Consider the following 15,560-nt stretch of genomic DNA (forward strand, 5'->3'; position numbering starts at 1 on the left):
GTCCCGGCCCGGCACGTCCCTGTCGAGACCCCGGCCGAGCCCGCGACCGGGTTCCGAGGAGCCGCAGACGATCACCGCTGTCGGTGCCGCGCAGGCCCGGACCCCCGCTGGTCGGAACCGGACGCGCTCTCGCGTGGCAGCCGGTGCCCCGCGGCGCCGCCGCAGCGGGGCGGCCGCTCGCGGCCGCGCTCAGTGGTGTCCGTGGGCGCTGTCGGACGCGCCGCCGAACAGGCGCGCCAGCGCGCGGAACGGCAGCGTGACGACGGTCGCGACGGCGCTGCCGATCGACTTGAGTACATCTGCTATTGCCGTGAACATCAGGCGCTTCCTCCTTCGGGGTGCGCCGGGCCGCCCGGTGGCTCCGGGCGGAGCCCGCCCCTACGCGTCCGTCTACCCGCCGGTGCCTTTTCCATGGGAACCGGGCCCGCACCGGTCGGAACCGTCGCGGGAGCGGCCAGTTCGGCCGCGGCCCGGTCGATCAGCGTGTCCAGGACGTCGGGGTAGGCGCTGTCGGTCATCCGTGCGGCGAGCAGTGGAGCCGTCTCGGCGATCCGGGGGTGGGTATCGGACGGAAGGGCCGCGTAGGTGGTCCGCCACATGCGCTCGTCCGCCGCCAGGGCGGCCGGTGGCAGGGCGAGCGAGGCGGCGTCCAGGGCGGCGAAGGCGAGACAGCTGTCGATGAAGACGTGGTAGTGCCTCGCCAGGTCCCGGTCGCGGAAACCCGCACGGTGCAGGATCGACAGCACCGTCTCGTCCACGGTCAGGACGTGCGGGCCACCGCTGACCCGGCTCGCCGTGAGGACGGCCGCCTGCGGGTGGGAGAGGTAGGCGCGGTGAATGCGCAGGCCCAGTGTGCGCAGGTCCTGCCGCCAGTCGCCGGTCGACGTCCAGCCCGCCAGCGCCCGTCCGGTCAGTTCGTCGGCGATGGCCAGGACGAGGGCGTCCATCCCGGCGAAGTACCGGTACAGGGCACTCGGATCGGCACCGAGCGCCAGCCCCAGGCGCCGTGCCGTCAGCCCTTGGGCGCCGTGTTCGGCGAGCATGCGCAGCGCGGTGCGCACGATCAGTTCGTGGCTGAGCACCTCGCCCTGCCGGGTGCGGCGCCGCCGCTGTCTGGCGGCGCCCGCCACCACGTCCTTGGCCATGCCGGGCAGCTTATGCCAACGCCATTGACCTAAGACCCGTCGACACGGTTCCCTCGCGTCACCGGCCACAGGTCACGAAAGGGTGGACCGGACCGGCGGAACGGCAAGGATTGGGGATCGCCATGCGCGTACTTCTCGTCGGAGCGGGAGGCGTCGGAAGCGCCGTCGTACGGATCGCGGCACGACGCGACTTCCTGGACCACATGGTCGTCGCCGATTACGACCCGGCACGCGCCGAAGCCGCCGTGGCGGCGGTGGGCGACGCGGAAGGGCGTGACGCACGCTTCAGCGCCGTGCGGATCGACGCCGCCGACCGGGAGGCGGTGCGGCAGGTGCTGGTCGACGAGCGGTGCGACGTCCTGCTCAACGCCACCGACCCGCGCTTCGTCATGCCGCTCTTCCACGCGGCCGGCGACGCCGGTGTCACCTATCTGGACATGGCGATGTCGCTGTCCGTCCCGCACCAGGCACAGCCCCACGAGATGTGCGGTACGAAGCTGGGCGACGAGCAGTTCGCCCATGCCGAGGAGTGGGAGCGGGCCGGACGGCTGGCGCTGGTCGGCATGGGGGTCGAGCCCGGCCTGTCGGACGTCTTCGCCCGCTACGCGGCGGACCACCTGTTCGACACCATCGACGAGATCGGGGTGCGCGACGGCGCCGATCTGACCGTGGACGGATACGACTTCGCCCCGTCGTTCAGCATCTGGACGACCATCGAGGAGTGTCTCAATCCGCCGGTCGTCTGGGACGCCGAGCGCGGCTGGCACACCACCGCTCCCTTCAGCGAACCCGAGGTCTTCGACTTCCCCGAGGGGATCGGCCCGGTCGAGTGCGTCAACGTCGAGCACGAGGAGGTCCTGCTGATTCCCCGCTGGATCACCGCCCGCCGCGTGACCTTCAAGTACGGCCTCGGCCAGGACTTCATCGACAAGCTCCGCACGTTGCACGCCCTGGGTCTTGACAGCACCCGGCCCGTCACCGTCCCCAGCGACCGCGGACCGGCCCTCGTCAGTCCGCGCGACGTCGTCGCCGCCGTCCTGCCCGACCCGGCCGGCCTCGGCGACCGGATGCACGGCAAGACCTGCGCCGGCACCTGGGTCACCGGCAGCAAGGGCGGCAGGCCGCGCGAGGTGTACCTCTACCACGTCGTCGACAACGACTGGTCGATGCGCGAATACGGCACACAGGCCGTCGTCTGGCAGACGGCGGTCAATCCTGTCGTGGCGCTCGAACTCCTCGCCGCCGGCACCTGGTCGGGCGCGGGCGTCCTCGGACCCGAGGCATTCGACCCGCGCCCCTTCCTGGGGCTCCTCACCGACTACGGGTCGCCTTGGGCGATCCGCGAGCAGGGCCGTGGTCAGGAGCCGATCGGGAAGGCGTAGACATGACCGTCCCGGCTGCCGACATAGAGCATCGTGTCGGTGAGCGCGGGCGAGGAGCGGACGGGGCCTCCGGTGGAAAACGCCCAGCGCACCGATCCGGAGGCGCCGTCGAGCGCGTAGAGCTCGCCGTCGTTGGCGCCGATGTAGACGGTGCCGCGCAGTACGGCGGGTGACGACAGCACCTCGTCGCCGGTCGTGCTCTTCCACCGCTCGGCGCCGGTCGCGGCGTCCAGGGCGTAGGCGGCAGGCCCGTTGCTGCCGACGTAGACGGTGCCGTCGGTGACGAACGGCGTGGAGTCCACGTGGACACCGATCTCGTGGCTCCACAGGCCCTTGCCGGTCTTGGCGTCGACGGCGTGCACATGGGAGTCGTCGCTGCCGACGTAGACGACGCCGGCGACGACGGTCGGCGAGGAGTCGATGTGGTCGCCCGCGGTGTACGTCCAGCGCACTTTGCCGGTGGCCGGGTCGAGGGCGTAGAGCTTGTGGTCGTTGCTGCCGACGTAGACGGTGCCGTCCGCGATGACGGGTGAGGAGTCGACGTTGTCGCCGGTCAGCAGCTTCCAGCGGACCGAACCGCTGGCGGCGTCGATCGCGTAGAAGGAGTTGTCCTCGCTGCCGACGTAGACGGTGCCGTCGGCGACGGCCGGCGAAGAGGCCACCGCGCTGCCGGTCGTCAGCGTCCAGCGCACCGCGCCGGTCGCCGCGTCGAGTGCGTACACCTTGTGGTCGTAACTGCCCACGTACACCGTGCCGTTGGCCACGGCCGGGGAGGAGACGATCTTCGCCCCGGCGAAGCGGCTCCAGCGCACCTTGCCGGACTTCGCGTCGAGGGCGTAGACCTTGCCGTCGTCGCAACCGACGTACAGCACACCTCCCACGACCGTCGGAGAGGAGTCGACCGGCCCGCCGACGGCGCGGGACCACGCCGGCGCCGGGACGGCCACGGGTGCCGTGGATCCGGATGCCGTGGACGACGGCTTCGACGAGCCCTGCGACGAGGCCGACGGCGAGCCGTTCGCGCCGTCGTCCTTGGAGCCGCCGCCGTTCACCGCCGCCAGGATCCCGGCGGCGAGACCGATCGCCACCACCACGCCGACGGCAGCGGCGATCATCCGGCCGCGCCGGCGTCCGCCGCCGGTGGGCTCGAGTACCGGCGCCACCGGCCTGAGTACGGGTGTCGTCGGTCCGTAGGGGCTCGCTGGCACAGATGCCGGCATCGGCGGCGCGCCCAGGTCCGGCGCAGGGCCGAACCCGGCGGGTGTCGAGTGGGGCGAGGAGTCGCTACCGGCCGGTACTCCGTTCGTCACCGGTCCGCCGGGCATGGTGCGGGCGGACCGCTCGATCGCCTCGGTGAGTCCGGCCGGCAGCCAGTCGCCCGTGACCGGGCCGCCGCCGTCCGTCTCCTGGAGCAGGTCGAGCAGCGCTTCCGGGGTGGGGCGGCTCGCCGGATCCTTCGCCAGGCAGGCGGCCACCACCGGCCGCAGTTCGGCCGGCAGTCCGTCGAGCCTCGGCTGCTGGTGGATCACGCGGTACAGCAGCGCGGGTGTCGGCCCGTCCCCGAACGGGCCGCTGCCGGCCGCCGCGAAGGCCAGCACCGCGCCCAGCGAGAACATGTCCGTGGCGCCCGTCACCCGCTCCCCCGCGATCTGCTCGGGCGACATGTAGCCGGGCGAGCCGACCGTGAGGCCGGTGCGGGTCAGATCGGTTCCCTCGGCCGCACGGGAGATGCCGAAGTCGATCACCCGGGGGCCGTCCAGGGCCAGCAGCACGTTCGACGGTTTCAGGTCGCGGTGCACCACGCCCGCCGAGTGGATCACCGCCACCGACTCCGCGAGACCGCCGGCCAGCGCCCGCAGCGACGGGGCGGGCAGCGGCCCGAAGTCGCGCACCGCGCCGGCCAGCGAGGGCCCCGGCACGTATTCAGTGGCGAGCCACGGCGGCTTGCCGAGCGGATCAGCGTCGATGACCGACACCGTGAACGCGCCACCGACGGTCCTGGCCATCTCGACCTCGCGCCGGAACCTGACCACGAACTCCGGGTCGTCGGCCAGCTCGGTGCGCACCACCTTCAGCGCCACCCGGCGCCCGCCGCGCGAACGGGCCAGATACACCCGGCCCATGCCGCCGGTACCGAGCAGCGCGAGCAGGCGATAGCCGGCGACCTGTTGCGGATCGCCGTCTTCCAGCGGTTCCATGACCGTTCCCCCCACCAACCACGACCCGGACGCACGTCGTGCTCCGACACGGTGCGCGCCCATGATGGCCCATTGGAAGCGTTTCGTCAGGCGAAGGCGCGGCAGGTGTCGCAAGGGTGATACGCGCCGCCCGCGACGCGGACGACCCGGCGTGTCGCGAAGATCTCCGCAGTCTGCAACAACGGTGTAACCAGTGGTGACAGGGGCAGGTGTGGCATCGCACGGTGGAATTCACGGCAGGGTCGACCCGCGGCCCGAGGACTGATGGAGGTCCGAAGATGCGCAGCCTGTCCGTACGCACGATGGCGACCGCCGCCGCTCTGGCGACGGCCGCGCTGACGGTGACAGCTTGCTCCGACAGCAGTGACAACTCCGAACCGGCCGGTTCGTCCGTCTCGGTCAGCGCGGCGCCCTCGGACTCGGCATCGGGTTCGTCGTCGGGTGGTTCGTCGGGGACGTCGGCGCCGGACGACGGCGGTACGCAGGGCGCGTCGGGCGGCGGCCCCTCGTCCTCGGCCACCGCTTCCGGCGGCGGGAACGCGCCGGCTGCCTCCGGCGCGTGTGCCAGCGGTCAGCTCTCGGTCGCGCTCAAGGACGCCGAGGTGGGCGCCGGGCAGTACAACGCGGAGATCGTCTTCACCAACACCGGCAGCACGTCGTGCACGATGACCGGTTTCCCGGGCGTGTCCTACGTCAAGAAGGCCGGCGTCCAGGCCGGTCCCGCGGCCGACCGCGACGGCGCCGCGTACGGTCCGGTGACGCTTGCGCCGCACGCCACCGCGTCCGCGCGCCTGCACGACAGCAACGGCCAGGGCGGCTACGACCCCGGCCAGTGCAAACTGACCGACGTCGAGGGGCTGCGGATCTATCCGCCGAACCAGAAGGCGGCGCTGTTCCTGCCGCACAAGACGGAGCACTGCGCCGGTACCGGCATTCATCCGCTGCGGATAGGCGCCGTCCAGCGCTGACGCGACGTCATGTCCCGGTGAGGACCCGTGCGTTGGCGTGAGGCTGTGAGCGCCCCGCCCGCATGGTGGACGACGACGGTCGCGGGGCGCGATGATCGCTAGCCTGCGCGCATCGCGCGGCACCGTGAAGTGCCGGGTCACGGCGGCGAACCGGACCCGGCACGCGGCACGCGTACGGGCAACGGCCCGCCTCCTGACCGCCGTTGGTCTCACCGAGAGGGGCGCATCGCATGTTCACGACCCGGCCGACCCTGCAGGGCACATTCGGAATGGTGGCGTCCACGCACTGGCTGGCGTCACAGAGCGCGATGGCCGTGCTGGAGGACGGCGGGAACGCGTACGACGCCGCTGTCGCCGGCGCGTTCGTGCTGCATGTGGTGGAGCCGCACCTCAACGGCCCGGCCGGTGAGGTGCCGATCATCGTCGCCCCGGCCGGCGGGGACGTCCGGGTGCTGTGCGGTCAGGGCGTCGCGCCCGCCGGGGCCACCGTCGCCCACTACCGTTCGCTCGGCCTCGACCTGGTGCCCGGCACCGGGCCGCTGGCCTCGGCGGTGCCCGGCGCCTTCGACGCCTGGATGACCCTGCTGCGCGATCACGGCACCAAGTACCTGGCGGAGGTGTTGCGGCACGCCATCGGCTATGCCGCGGACGGCCACCCGCCGGTGGAGCGGCTGACGGCGACGGTCGAGACCGTGCGCGAGCTGTTCGAGACGGAGTGGACGTCCTCCGCCGAGCTGTATCTGCCGGGCGGACGGGCGCCGCGCCCCGGTGAGCCGTGGCGCAATCCGGCGCTCGCGGCGACCTGGCGGCGCCTGGTCGCGGAGGCGGAGGCGGCCGGCGGCGACCGGGTCGCGCAGATCGAGGCCGCGCGGCGGATCTGGCGGGAGGGTTTCGTTGCCGAGGCGATCGTGGCCCAGGCGGCGCGCCCCACGATGGACACCAGCGGTGAGCGTCACGTCGGCACGCTGAGCGCGGCCGATCTCGCGGGCTGGTCCGCGACGTACGAGACGCCGGCCACCTACGAGTGGGACGGCTGGACGGTGTGCAAGGCGGGTCCCTGGAGCCAGGGCCCGGCCTTTCTCCAGCAGTTGGCCCTGCTGCCGCCGGTCGCCGCGGAGCTGCCCGCGTACGGGTCGGCCGCATACGTCCATCAACTGGTCGAGGGCACCAAGCTCGCGATGGCCGACCGGGAGGCGTGGTACGGCGACGCGGCCGACGTGCCGCTGGAGGCGCTGCTGTCGGCGCCGTACAACGACGGCAGGCGGGCACTGATCGGTGACCGCTGTTCGCACGAACTGCGGCCCGGCAGCCCCGGGGGACGCGTTCCGCGGCTGAGCCGGCACGCGACGGCGGCGGGCGCGGCCTCCGGAGCGGCCGGACATCTGCCGCCGCCGCTCGTGGCGGGCGCGGGAGAACCCACGGTCGCGCCGACCGGGGCCACCGCCGCTGAGCCGGTCGTCGCCGACGACGGCGGTACGCGCGGCGACACCTGCCACATCGATGTGGTCGACCGCTGGGGCAACATGATCTCGGCGACGCCGAGCGGCGGCTGGCTCCAGTCCAATCCGGTCATTCCCGAGCTGGGCTTTCCGCTCGGCACCCGCCTGCAGATGACCTGGCTGGAGGAGGGCCTGCCCAACTCCCTCTCCCCCGGCCGCAGGCCGCGCACGACGCTCTCGCCGTCCCTCGCGCTGCGCGACGGTGTGCCCGTACTGGCCTTCGGGACGCCCGGCGGTGACCAGCAGGACCAGTGGCAGCTGCACTTCTTTCTCGCCGTGGCGCTGCGCGGCCACGTACGCGGCGGCTACGACCTCCAGGGCTCGGTCGACGCGCCCAACTGGCACACCGACAGCTTCCCCGGCTCCTTCTTCCCGCGTGCCATGGCGCCCGGCAGTCTCACGGTGGAGGGCCGGACGGAGCCGGACGTCGTGGCCGAACTGCGCCGTCGCGGGCACCGGGTGACCGTCGCGGACCCATGGTCGGAGGGGCGGCTGTGCGCCGTCGCCCGCGATCCGCGTACGGGTGTGCTGTCGGCCGCCGCGAATCCGCGGGGCATGCAGGGCTACGCCGTGGGGCGCTGAGCCGCGCGGTACGGCTCGTCCTGGGCGTGCCGGGCATCCGCGGTGCGCTCGGTGACGTGCCGTCCGGCCGGCGGGGAGTCAGTTCATGCCGACGCTCTGCCGGTCCGGCTCGATGAGGAGGGCGACGCGCTCGACGTCGCGCGAGTACGGTCCGCCGATGTACTTCGTCGCGATCCGGTCGACGATCTCCCAGCCCGCGTCGCCCGTCACCCATTCCACGACCCTGCCGCGGACGAGGACCGGTTCGAACGGCTTGTCCGGCGGGGTCAGCGAGATCGCCACCCGCGGATCGCGCCGCAGATTGCGGGCCTTGCGCGAGTCGGGGCCGGTGAGCACGACGATGTGCTCGCCGTGCGTGCCGATCCAGACGGGGACGGTGTGCGGGCCGCCGTCGGGCAGGACGGTGGCGAGGTGGGCGATCGGGGTGCCGTCGAGTACGTCGCGGACGTCGGTGTCGAGCATCGTGGTCATCTCCTGCTGGGTGGGGTCGGTGGGGTGATACGGGGCCGCGCTCAGCGCTCGACCGCGTAGTGGAGGTGGGTGACGCCGGGCGCCGGCACGGATTCGATCAGCCGCAGCCGTACGCGGCCGGGCAGACTCTGGAAGAAGGGCCGGCCGCCGCGCGGGCGGCCGCCACCGCGTCCTCGATGCCGGTGGTGACGAGCGTCTGCCGCTCGGTGATCTCCGGGGCGGGCCGGTGGCTGAGCAGGAACAGCGGGGCCGTCGGGTGCGGGCTGCCGCCGCCGAAGCGGTCGGAGTCCTCGTAGGTGTCGCGTCCGACGACGATCGCGCCGACGCGGGCGGACAGGGAGCCGAAGAGCCGGGCGCCGGCCGGGCTCAGCTTGAAGCCGCCGAATTCCTGGCTCGGGGTGTCGCCGTTGAAGTACCAGTCGAAGAGCTGGGTGCCGTCGCCGAGGCCGCGGCCGGGGCCCGCGCCGCGGCCGGTGATGTATCCGTCGACCGATACCGCGTGGGCGCTGAAGACCTTGCTCATGTCCGCGTTCCTCCTTGGGGTTCCCTGAAGAGACGCCATGACCGTACCAGGTGGCGTTCCCTCAAGAAACCCCGATTGCTAGAGTGCTGTCATGCAGCGCACAAGCTTCAGTGGAATGGCGTGCTCGATCGCCCGCACGCTCGACGTCATAGGGGAGCCCTGGTCGCCCCTGGTCCTGCGTGACGTGTGGGTCGGGCTCAACCGCTTCGACCAGATCCAGGCCGATCTGGGCATCTCCCGCAAGGTGCTCACCGAGCGGCTCGGCCACCTCGTCGAGCAGGGTGTGCTCGAACGGCACCCGTACGACCAGCGCCCGCGCTACGAGTACCGGCTCACACAGAAGGGCACCGAACTGGTCGACCTGCTCATGGTCATGACCCGCTGGGGCGACAAGTGGCTGGCGGGCGAGGCGGGTCCGCCGGTGCTCTACCGGCACCACGCGTGCGGCGAGATCAGCGCCGTCGATCTGCGCTGCGACCGCTGCGGCGAACCGATGCACGCGGGGGACGTCGATCCGCTGCCGGGGGCCGGCGCGGCTGTGTGACCCGCGCGGCGGACGTCGCGCGGTCGGACGGTGGCGTACGGCAGACGTCGCGGTCGGGCGGTGGCGGACGGCGGACGGCCGTACGGTCAGGTCGTCGCGGGGCGGCCGTGCGGGAAGAGCCGTTCGCGGGTGAACCAGCCCACCGCCCCCGAGACGGTGAACAACGCGCACGCGGCGAGCATGCACCACAGGCCGAAGTCGGCGTGGACGGCGTAGGTGTAGTCGCGGCGGCCGGGGTCGGAGCCGCCGATCGCGAAGACCGTGTGGTGGGTCGGCACGGCGGCCCGGCAGATGCCGAGCAGTGCGAGGGTGGCGAGGCCGATCAGCGCGCCGGGCCCCGCGCCCTCCCCCGGCTCCGGATCGGCCTCCGCCGTCCTGCCCCGCCGCCAGTCCGCGAGCGCAGGCACCCGCCACCATCCGCGCAGCGCCCCGAACCAGCGCCCGCCCTCCAGCAGCATGAACACCGGCCCCAGGACGCCCAGCCACTCCACGGAGAAGGCGCCGTAGCTGTGGCCGCCGCTCAGCGACGGCGCCGAGCCGGGCGGGACGGTGCTGAACCAGTGCGTCACCAGTCCGAGGAACGCGGCGACCGCGCCCGCGACGAATCCCCAGGCCCACCAGGGCGGCCGCCGGGTCATCGCGCACCCCCGCGGCCGTCCGTACCCCGCCCCCGCCGAACGTTTCTCGCCATGCGGCACAAGCTACGCGGCACGCGGGTGGCGCGGGCCGGTTGTCCGCCAACGGTGGCGCAGCCGTGACGAACCGGCTCCGGCCCGGGGCGCGTTGCCGTCACCCGTCTCCCCGGAGGATCCCGCCGCCGCGCGCCCGGGCGAGGTGGGCGCAGGCCGCGTAGCAGGCCAGTCCCACGGCGGCTCCGGTGCCGGCGCCGAAGGTGACGGTGGGGAGCGTGTCGAGGACGCGGGCGTGGCGGAGGTCGGCGGTTTCCCAGCGGGCGAGGCGCTGAGCCGCGCCGGCGACGGCGGCGGCGCCGATGAGGGCGAGGGCCGCGGTCCTGGCCCTGATGGACAGTCGCAGCCGCCGGACGGCCCGGGGTTGTTCGGTGCGGGGCGTACGGTCGGCCCGGCGCAGGGCGCGCGGCACGTACCAGGCGAGGACGCCGAGGCCGGCGACGGACGAGGCGTACTGCAGGAGGTGGTAGAGCGGCTCGCTGCCGACCGTACGGTTGAGCACCGGCAGCAGGCGCACGCCCGCGCGGCCGGGGTGGGTGAAGTCGTCCCAGCCGACGTGGGTGGCGGCGCCCGCGACGGCGGAGACCACGAACCAGGCCGCGCCGGCCGGGAGTCGGGGCCGCGACCGCGGCGCCGTCAGCTCGTCGGCGGCCCCCGCCCAGCGACGGGGCAGCAGCGCGACCAGCGGTTCGCGCAGCAGCCAGTGCCAGCCCGCCACCATGGCCGCGGCCAGCGCGACATCGGCGGTGACCACGCCGGGCAGACTGTGCGTGAAGGTGCCGTAGCCGAAGGTCCCGGGCAGCAGCGAGTCGGTGAAGTACGGCACGTCGGGCGCCATGGACCCGGCGACCAGCGCCGAGGCGATCAGCCGCCCGCGACCACGTCCGTCCCGGAACAGCGGGAGCACGGCGGCGGGGTGACTGAAAGTAAGCGGCATACCGCCATCCTTCCCGCCCCACCGCACCCCGGCCACACCGCCCCAGCCTTGGGGGCGCCAGTCGACCGGACGGGCTTCGCCCGGAGGCCCCCGCCCGACGCGCGCCCCGGAGGTACGCCCGGGGCGGGCCGCAGCTCTGCGGACATGCCCCCGCCGCCGGGACACCGTACGGCAGGGGCCGCCCGCGACGGCCGCCGGTGTCGCCCTCTGCCGCTGCCTCAAGGCCCGCTCCCTGGGGGTGGACACCGCGACCCCACCGACACGCCCGGAACAGCCAGACACGCGGCGCCGTACACCCAGGGCTTGCACCCGACCGCCGCCGGTGTCGCCTCCTGCCACTGCCACGAGGCCCGCTCTGCGGATGGGACGCCGCGACCCCACGGCCACGCCCGCAAAACTGCCAGGAATGCGGCGCCGCGACACCGTACGCGCGGGGGCGCACCCGACGGCCGCCGATGCCACCCTCCGCCGCTACATCGAGGCGTGCTCCGCGGGGGTGGACGCCCCGATCACACGGCCGCGCCCGGAACCGCCAGGCACGCGGCGACGCGACACCCTACGCCCGGAGGCGCACCCGACCGCCGCCGATGCAACCCTCTGCCGCTGCCTCAAGGCCCGCTTCGCGGGTGGGCGCCGCGATCCCACGGACACCCGGAACCGCCAGACACGCGACGCCATACGCCCGGCGTCTGCACCCAACCGCCGCCGATGCCACCCTCCGCCGATGCCTCGACGCCCGTTCCGCGGGTGGACACCGATCCCACGGACATACCCGGAACCGCCGGGCACGCGGCGCGGCGACACCGTACGCCCGGGATCGGCACCCGGCCCCCGCCGGTGCCACGCCCTGCCGGTGGCCGTCGCACGTGCCCGCGCACGGCATCCCCGACGGGAGCACCGTCACGGAGACCGACCCGGCTGCCGACCGCGACGCGGACATATCGATGCCGCACCGCGACTTCGCGTCCAACGCCCTGGACCCGTCGTGCGCCACCACCCGCGCGCCGGACGCACCATTCGGCGCCACGAGGAAGCACGCTGCCCGTGCGCGCCACGCGCCCCGAACGTGCCACGCGGCGGAAAGCGGAAACCCGGTGGCCCGCGCGACAGCGCGACGACGCGCCGCGCGTTATTGACGAGTTCATGGCGTATCGCTACCTTCACTGAGCGCGATCCCCGCCGACCCGGCGACGCCGCCGGGGCCGCACGGAGGCGCGCCCAGCCGCACCCAGCCCGTGCACGTCGAGCACCACCCGCAGAACAGGCAGCTTTGACAACGTTGCCAGCTCGGCACGCTCCGACAACGTTGCCATCTCCTGATCGTGACTGACCTCTGTCCGATCGATCCCCCACAGGAGGCGGATCCATGACATCTCAGCCGTTAGAAGGCGCCCAGGGGCGCGACCCGCTCGGCAGACCGCCAGGACGCGGGCGCCTTGCCGCGCTGCTCGGGGCCGGGCTCGGCCTGGTGCTCGCCGGGTCGTTCGCGCTGCCCGCGCAGGCCGCTCCGGCGACCGGGCACGGCGCCGCCCGCAAGGCGGCGGCGCTTGTGACGTCGCCGGCGACGCTGGTCAATCCGTTCATCGGCACGTCGAACGAAGCGGACGACTTTCCCGGCGCCGACGTCCCGTTCGGCATGGTGCAGTGGAGTCCGGACACCCCGTCCCGGCCGTCCGGCGGCGGCTACGAGTACAACGACTCGACGATCACCGGCTTCAGCCTCACCCACATCGCGGGACCCGGCTGCGGCGCGGCCGGTGACGTACCCGTCCTGCCGACGGTGGGCGCGGTCAACAATTCGGCGACCGACAGCTTCTCGCACGCCAACGAGTCGGCGACGGCCGGTTCGTACAAGGTGGCGCTGGACAATCAGGTGACCACCGAGCTGACCGCCACCGCGCGCAGCGGCATGGCCCGCTTCACCTTCCCGTCGAGCACGCAGTCCAATCTGATCTTCAAGCTGACGGGCAGTCAGAACGGTGCCAGCAAGACGCAGTTCAACGTCGTCTCCAGCACCGAGGTGAGCGGTCAGGTCACCAGCGGCCGGTTCTGCGGCGCGGGGAACACGTACACCGTCTACTTCGACATGGTCTTCGACCAACCCTTCACCGGTCAGGGCACGGCGGCCGCCCCGGCGGCCAAGGCCGCGAAGCCGGACGCACTCGCCTCGAAGAACGCGGCAGAGAAGGCCAACAAGCCGCAGCTGCACAGCTCGATGCCCAAGGCGGCCACGCCGTCGAAGGACGCGGCGCCGGACGCCGCCGCCTCGGCCGCGCACGTCACCTTCAACACCACGTCCAACCGGGTGGTGCAGGCGAAGGTCGGCGTCTCGTACGTCTCGACGGCGAACGCGGTGGCCAACCGGGCGGCGGAGAACGCGGGTTGGGACTTCAACGGCACCCGCACGGCCGCCCAGAGCGCCTGGAACTCCGCCCTCGGCAAGGTCCAGATCGCGGGCGGTACGGCCGACCAGCAGACGATCTTCTACACGGCCCTGTACCACTCGCTGCTGCACCCCAACATCATCAGCGACACCAATGGGCAGTACTACGGCTTCGACGGCAAGACGCACACCGTCGACTCCGGCCACCACGCGGCGTACGCCAATTACTCCGGCTGGGACATCTACCGTTCCCAGGCGCAGTTGGAGGCGCTGGTCGCGCCCGATGTCGCCTCGGACACCGCGCAGTCGATGATCGACGACTACGCGCAGACCGGGATCCTGCCCAAGTGGTCGGAGAACAACGGCGAGTCGTACGTGATGGTGGGTGACCCGGCGGACGGCATCATCGCCGACTACTACGCCTTCGGCGCCCACGGTTTCGACACCTCCACCGCGCTGGCCGACATGGTCAAGCAGGCGAGCAGCACCAGTAACGACCGGCCGGGCGGCAATTACCTCGACGCGCCCGGATACATGCCGCACAACGGCAGTTACGGCTGCTGCAACTTCTACGGACCGGTTGCCACGACGCTGGAGTACAACACCGCCGACTTCGCCCTGTCGGCCTTCGCGGGCGCCCTTGGCGACACCGCGAACCAGCAGAAGTACGCGGCCCGCGCCCAGGGTTGGCGCAATACGCTGAACCCGGCGTCCGGTTTCGTCGAGCCGCGCAATGCCGACGGCTCCTGGCCGAACGGCTTCGACCCGACCAGCGGGACGGACATGGTCGAGGCGGACTCGTGGATCTACACCGGCATGGTGCCGTTCAATGTCGCGGGCCTGGCCGACGCCAAGGGCGGCAACGCGGCGATGAACGACTACCTCGACACGGTGCTGCGCAGCTACACCGGTGCCAACGGCTACGCCTGGGTCGGCAACGAGCCCAGCATCGAGCTGCCGTGGGAGTACGACTACACCGGGCAGCCGTACAAGACGCAGGGCACCGTGCGGTCGATCCAGGACGCGATCTGGGCGAACAATCCGCGCGGCCTCGCCGACGGCAATGACGACCTCGGGGCGATGAGCGCCTGGTACGTGTGGTCGGCGCTCGGCATGTTCCCGATGACCCCGGGCACCTCGGACCTGGCGCTCGGCTCGCCGCTGTTCACCCAGGCCGTCGTCACCCTGCCGTCGGGCAAGACGCTGACGATCAACGGCAACGGCGCCGCGGACAACGCGCCGTACGTGCAGTCCGCGACCTGGAACGGCGGTGCGTGGAACAACGCCTACGCGCCGACCACCGCCATCAGCGCGGGCGGCACCCTCTCGTACACGCTGGGCACCTCGGCGAACACCTCCTGGGCCACGTCGGCGTCCGCCGCGCCGCCCTCGTACAGCGGCGGGGTGGCCGCGCCGCCGCGTCCCCGGATCGGCGCCCTCACCTCCGGGGCGGGCCCGAATCTGTGCGCCGACGCCGCGCAGTCCGGCACCGCGGACGGCACGGCGGTGCAGATCTGGGGCTGCGACAGCACCTACGCGCAGGACTGGACGATCGCGGGCGACGGCACGCTGCGGACGCTGGGCAAGTGCCTTGACGTCGACAACGGCGGGACGTCGGACGGCACCAAGGTGCAGCTGTGGGGCTGCAACGCCACCGGGTCGCAGCAGTGGACCGTGCAGGGCGACGGCTCGCTGGTGAATCCGCAGTCCGGCAAGTGCCTGGACGACCCGAGCGGTTCCACGACCAATGGCGCGCGGCTGCAGATCTACACCTGCAACGGCAGCGGGGCGCAGAAGTGGACGCCGCCGGCCGCGCCCGCGGCCCGCACCGGGGCGGTCGTCTCGGGCGTGTCGTCCACGCTGTGCCTGGACGACAAGTCGGCGGGCACGGCCAACGGCACGCCGATCGAGATCTGGACCTGCAACGGTTCGGACGCGCAGAAGGTGACGGTCGCCGCCGACGGCACCCTGCGCGTGGCGGGCGGCTGCCTGGACGCCAACCAGAGCGGTACGACCAATGGCACGCTGATCCAGCTGTGGAACTGCAACGGGACGGGCGCCCAGCAGTGGCGGGCCACCACCTCGGGGCAGCTGATAAACGCGCACGCGGGGCTGTGCCTGGACGACCCGAATTCGTCCACCACCACGGGCACTCAGCTCCAGCTGTACACGTGCAACGGCAGCGCGGCGCAGAAGTGGACGCTGCCGTCCTGACCGTCACGAGCCCTGTGCCACGCGC

Annotated in this window: 11 protein-coding genes and 1 pseudogene; 5 read left to right on the plus strand and 7 right to left on the minus strand. The window is 72.7% G+C overall.

Annotated features, from left to right (window positions below; translation table 11 throughout):
- Nucleotides 1–189: 189 nt before the first annotated feature.
- On the minus strand, nucleotides 190–318 hold the full coding sequence (locus BM076_RS38025; RefSeq protein ID WP_265737100.1) for an LPFR motif small protein: 129 nt from the start codon (nucleotides 316–318) through the stop codon (nucleotides 190–192).
- Between the two features lie 137 nt (nucleotides 319–455).
- Nucleotides 456–1,145, minus strand: a pseudogene (locus tag BM076_RS18130) (TetR/AcrR family transcriptional regulator); the annotation flags it as partial.
- Between the two features lie 122 nt (nucleotides 1,146–1,267).
- Between BM076_RS18130 and BM076_RS18135 the strand changes: the two are divergent.
- Nucleotides 1,268–2,527 carry a saccharopine dehydrogenase family protein gene (locus tag BM076_RS18135; RefSeq protein WP_093714638.1) on the plus strand — a complete coding sequence of 420 codons (1,260 nt, stop codon included), beginning with the start codon at nucleotides 1,268–1,270 and terminating at the stop codon, nucleotides 2,525–2,527.
- Here BM076_RS18135 and BM076_RS18140 read toward each other — a convergent pair.
- Complete coding sequence (locus BM076_RS18140; protein ID WP_177246497.1) at nucleotides 2,503–4,725, minus strand: outer membrane protein assembly factor BamB family protein; 2,223 nt, start codon at nucleotides 4,723–4,725, stop codon at nucleotides 2,503–2,505. The genes BM076_RS18135 and BM076_RS18140 overlap by 25 nt on opposite strands.
- Before the next feature lie 278 nt (nucleotides 4,726–5,003).
- Between BM076_RS18140 and BM076_RS18145 the strand changes: the two genes are divergently transcribed.
- On the plus strand, nucleotides 5,004–5,693 hold the full coding sequence (locus tag BM076_RS18145; RefSeq protein WP_093714640.1) for a DUF4232 domain-containing protein: 690 nt from the start codon (nucleotides 5,004–5,006) through the stop codon (nucleotides 5,691–5,693).
- Between the two features lie 230 nt (nucleotides 5,694–5,923).
- The gene (locus BM076_RS18150; RefSeq protein ID WP_093714641.1) at nucleotides 5,924–7,774 is read left to right on the plus strand and encodes a gamma-glutamyltransferase family protein; all 1,851 of its coding nucleotides are present in this window, start codon (nucleotides 5,924–5,926) and stop codon (nucleotides 7,772–7,774) included.
- Between the two features lie 78 nt (nucleotides 7,775–7,852).
- Here the strand turns inward: BM076_RS18150 and BM076_RS18155 are convergent, their stop codons facing one another.
- Together BM076_RS18155 and BM076_RS18160 are read right to left on the minus strand one after the other, a co-directional pair.
- Nucleotides 7,853–8,245, minus strand: coding sequence for a PPOX class F420-dependent oxidoreductase (locus tag BM076_RS18155; protein WP_218160079.1), 393 nt, complete (start codon nucleotides 8,243–8,245; stop codon nucleotides 7,853–7,855).
- Between the two features lie 97 nt (nucleotides 8,246–8,342).
- A complete protein-coding gene (locus tag BM076_RS18160; protein WP_218160080.1) occupies nucleotides 8,343–8,768 on the minus strand; it encodes a hypothetical protein in 426 nt (141 codons plus the stop codon).
- 91 nt (nucleotides 8,769–8,859) lie between these two features.
- Here BM076_RS18160 and BM076_RS18165 point away from each other — a divergent pair, with 91 nt between their 5' ends.
- Nucleotides 8,860–9,312, plus strand: a complete 453-nt coding sequence (locus BM076_RS18165) for a winged helix-turn-helix transcriptional regulator (protein ID WP_093714642.1) — start codon at nucleotides 8,860–8,862, stop codon at nucleotides 9,310–9,312.
- 86 nt (nucleotides 9,313–9,398) lie between these two features.
- Here BM076_RS18165 and BM076_RS18170 read toward each other — a convergent pair whose 3' ends face one another.
- Nucleotides 9,399–9,950: a hypothetical protein gene (locus tag BM076_RS18170; RefSeq protein WP_093714643.1), complete on the minus strand. Its 552-nt coding sequence runs from the start codon at nucleotides 9,948–9,950 to the stop codon at nucleotides 9,399–9,401.
- A gap of 151 nt (nucleotides 9,951–10,101) precedes the next feature.
- Nucleotides 10,102–10,938 (minus strand): DUF4184 family protein, encoded by an 837-nt coding sequence (locus BM076_RS18175; protein ID WP_093714644.1) that lies wholly within the window; start codon nucleotides 10,936–10,938, stop codon nucleotides 10,102–10,104.
- Between the two features lie 1,366 nt (nucleotides 10,939–12,304).
- On the opposite strand from BM076_RS18175, the gene BM076_RS18180 reads away from it, so the two are divergent.
- The gene (locus BM076_RS18180) at nucleotides 12,305–15,535 is read left to right on the plus strand and encodes a lectin (RefSeq protein WP_093714645.1); all 3,231 of its coding nucleotides are present in this window, start codon (nucleotides 12,305–12,307) and stop codon (nucleotides 15,533–15,535) included.
- Nucleotides 15,536–15,560 lie beyond the last annotated feature (25 nt).

Source organism: Actinacidiphila alni (assembly GCF_900112845.1).
GTDB lineage: Bacteria > Actinomycetota > Actinomycetes > Streptomycetales > Streptomycetaceae > Actinacidiphila > Actinacidiphila alni.

Excerpts from the sequence above, each read along its gene's own strand:
- BM076_RS38025 (WP_265737100.1), bottom strand. The coding sequence starts at position 318 with ATGTTCACGGCAATAGCAGATGTACTCAAGTCGATCGGCAGCGCCGTC.
- BM076_RS18135 (WP_093714638.1), top strand. The coding sequence starts at position 1,268 with ATGCGCGTACTTCTCGTCGGAGCGGGAGGCGTCGGAAGCGCCGTCGTA.
- BM076_RS18140 (WP_177246497.1), bottom strand. The coding sequence starts at position 4,725 with ATGGAACCGCTGGAAGACGGCGATCCGCAACAGGTCGCCGGCTATCGC.
- BM076_RS18145 (WP_093714640.1), top strand. The coding sequence starts at position 5,004 with ATGCGCAGCCTGTCCGTACGCACGATGGCGACCGCCGCCGCTCTGGCG.
- BM076_RS18150 (WP_093714641.1), top strand. The coding sequence starts at position 5,924 with ATGTTCACGACCCGGCCGACCCTGCAGGGCACATTCGGAATGGTGGCG.
- BM076_RS18155 (WP_218160079.1), bottom strand. The coding sequence starts at position 8,245 with ATGACCACGATGCTCGACACCGACGTCCGCGACGTACTCGACGGCACC.
- BM076_RS18160 (WP_218160080.1), bottom strand. The coding sequence starts at position 8,768 with ATGAGCAAGGTCTTCAGCGCCCACGCGGTATCGGTCGACGGATACATC.
- BM076_RS18165 (WP_093714642.1), top strand. The coding sequence starts at position 8,860 with ATGCAGCGCACAAGCTTCAGTGGAATGGCGTGCTCGATCGCCCGCACG.
- BM076_RS18170 (WP_093714643.1), bottom strand. The coding sequence starts at position 9,950 with ATGACCCGGCGGCCGCCCTGGTGGGCCTGGGGATTCGTCGCGGGCGCG.
- BM076_RS18175 (WP_093714644.1), bottom strand. The coding sequence starts at position 10,938 with ATGCCGCTTACTTTCAGTCACCCCGCCGCCGTGCTCCCGCTGTTCCGG.
- BM076_RS18180 (WP_093714645.1), top strand. The coding sequence starts at position 12,305 with ATGACATCTCAGCCGTTAGAAGGCGCCCAGGGGCGCGACCCGCTCGGC.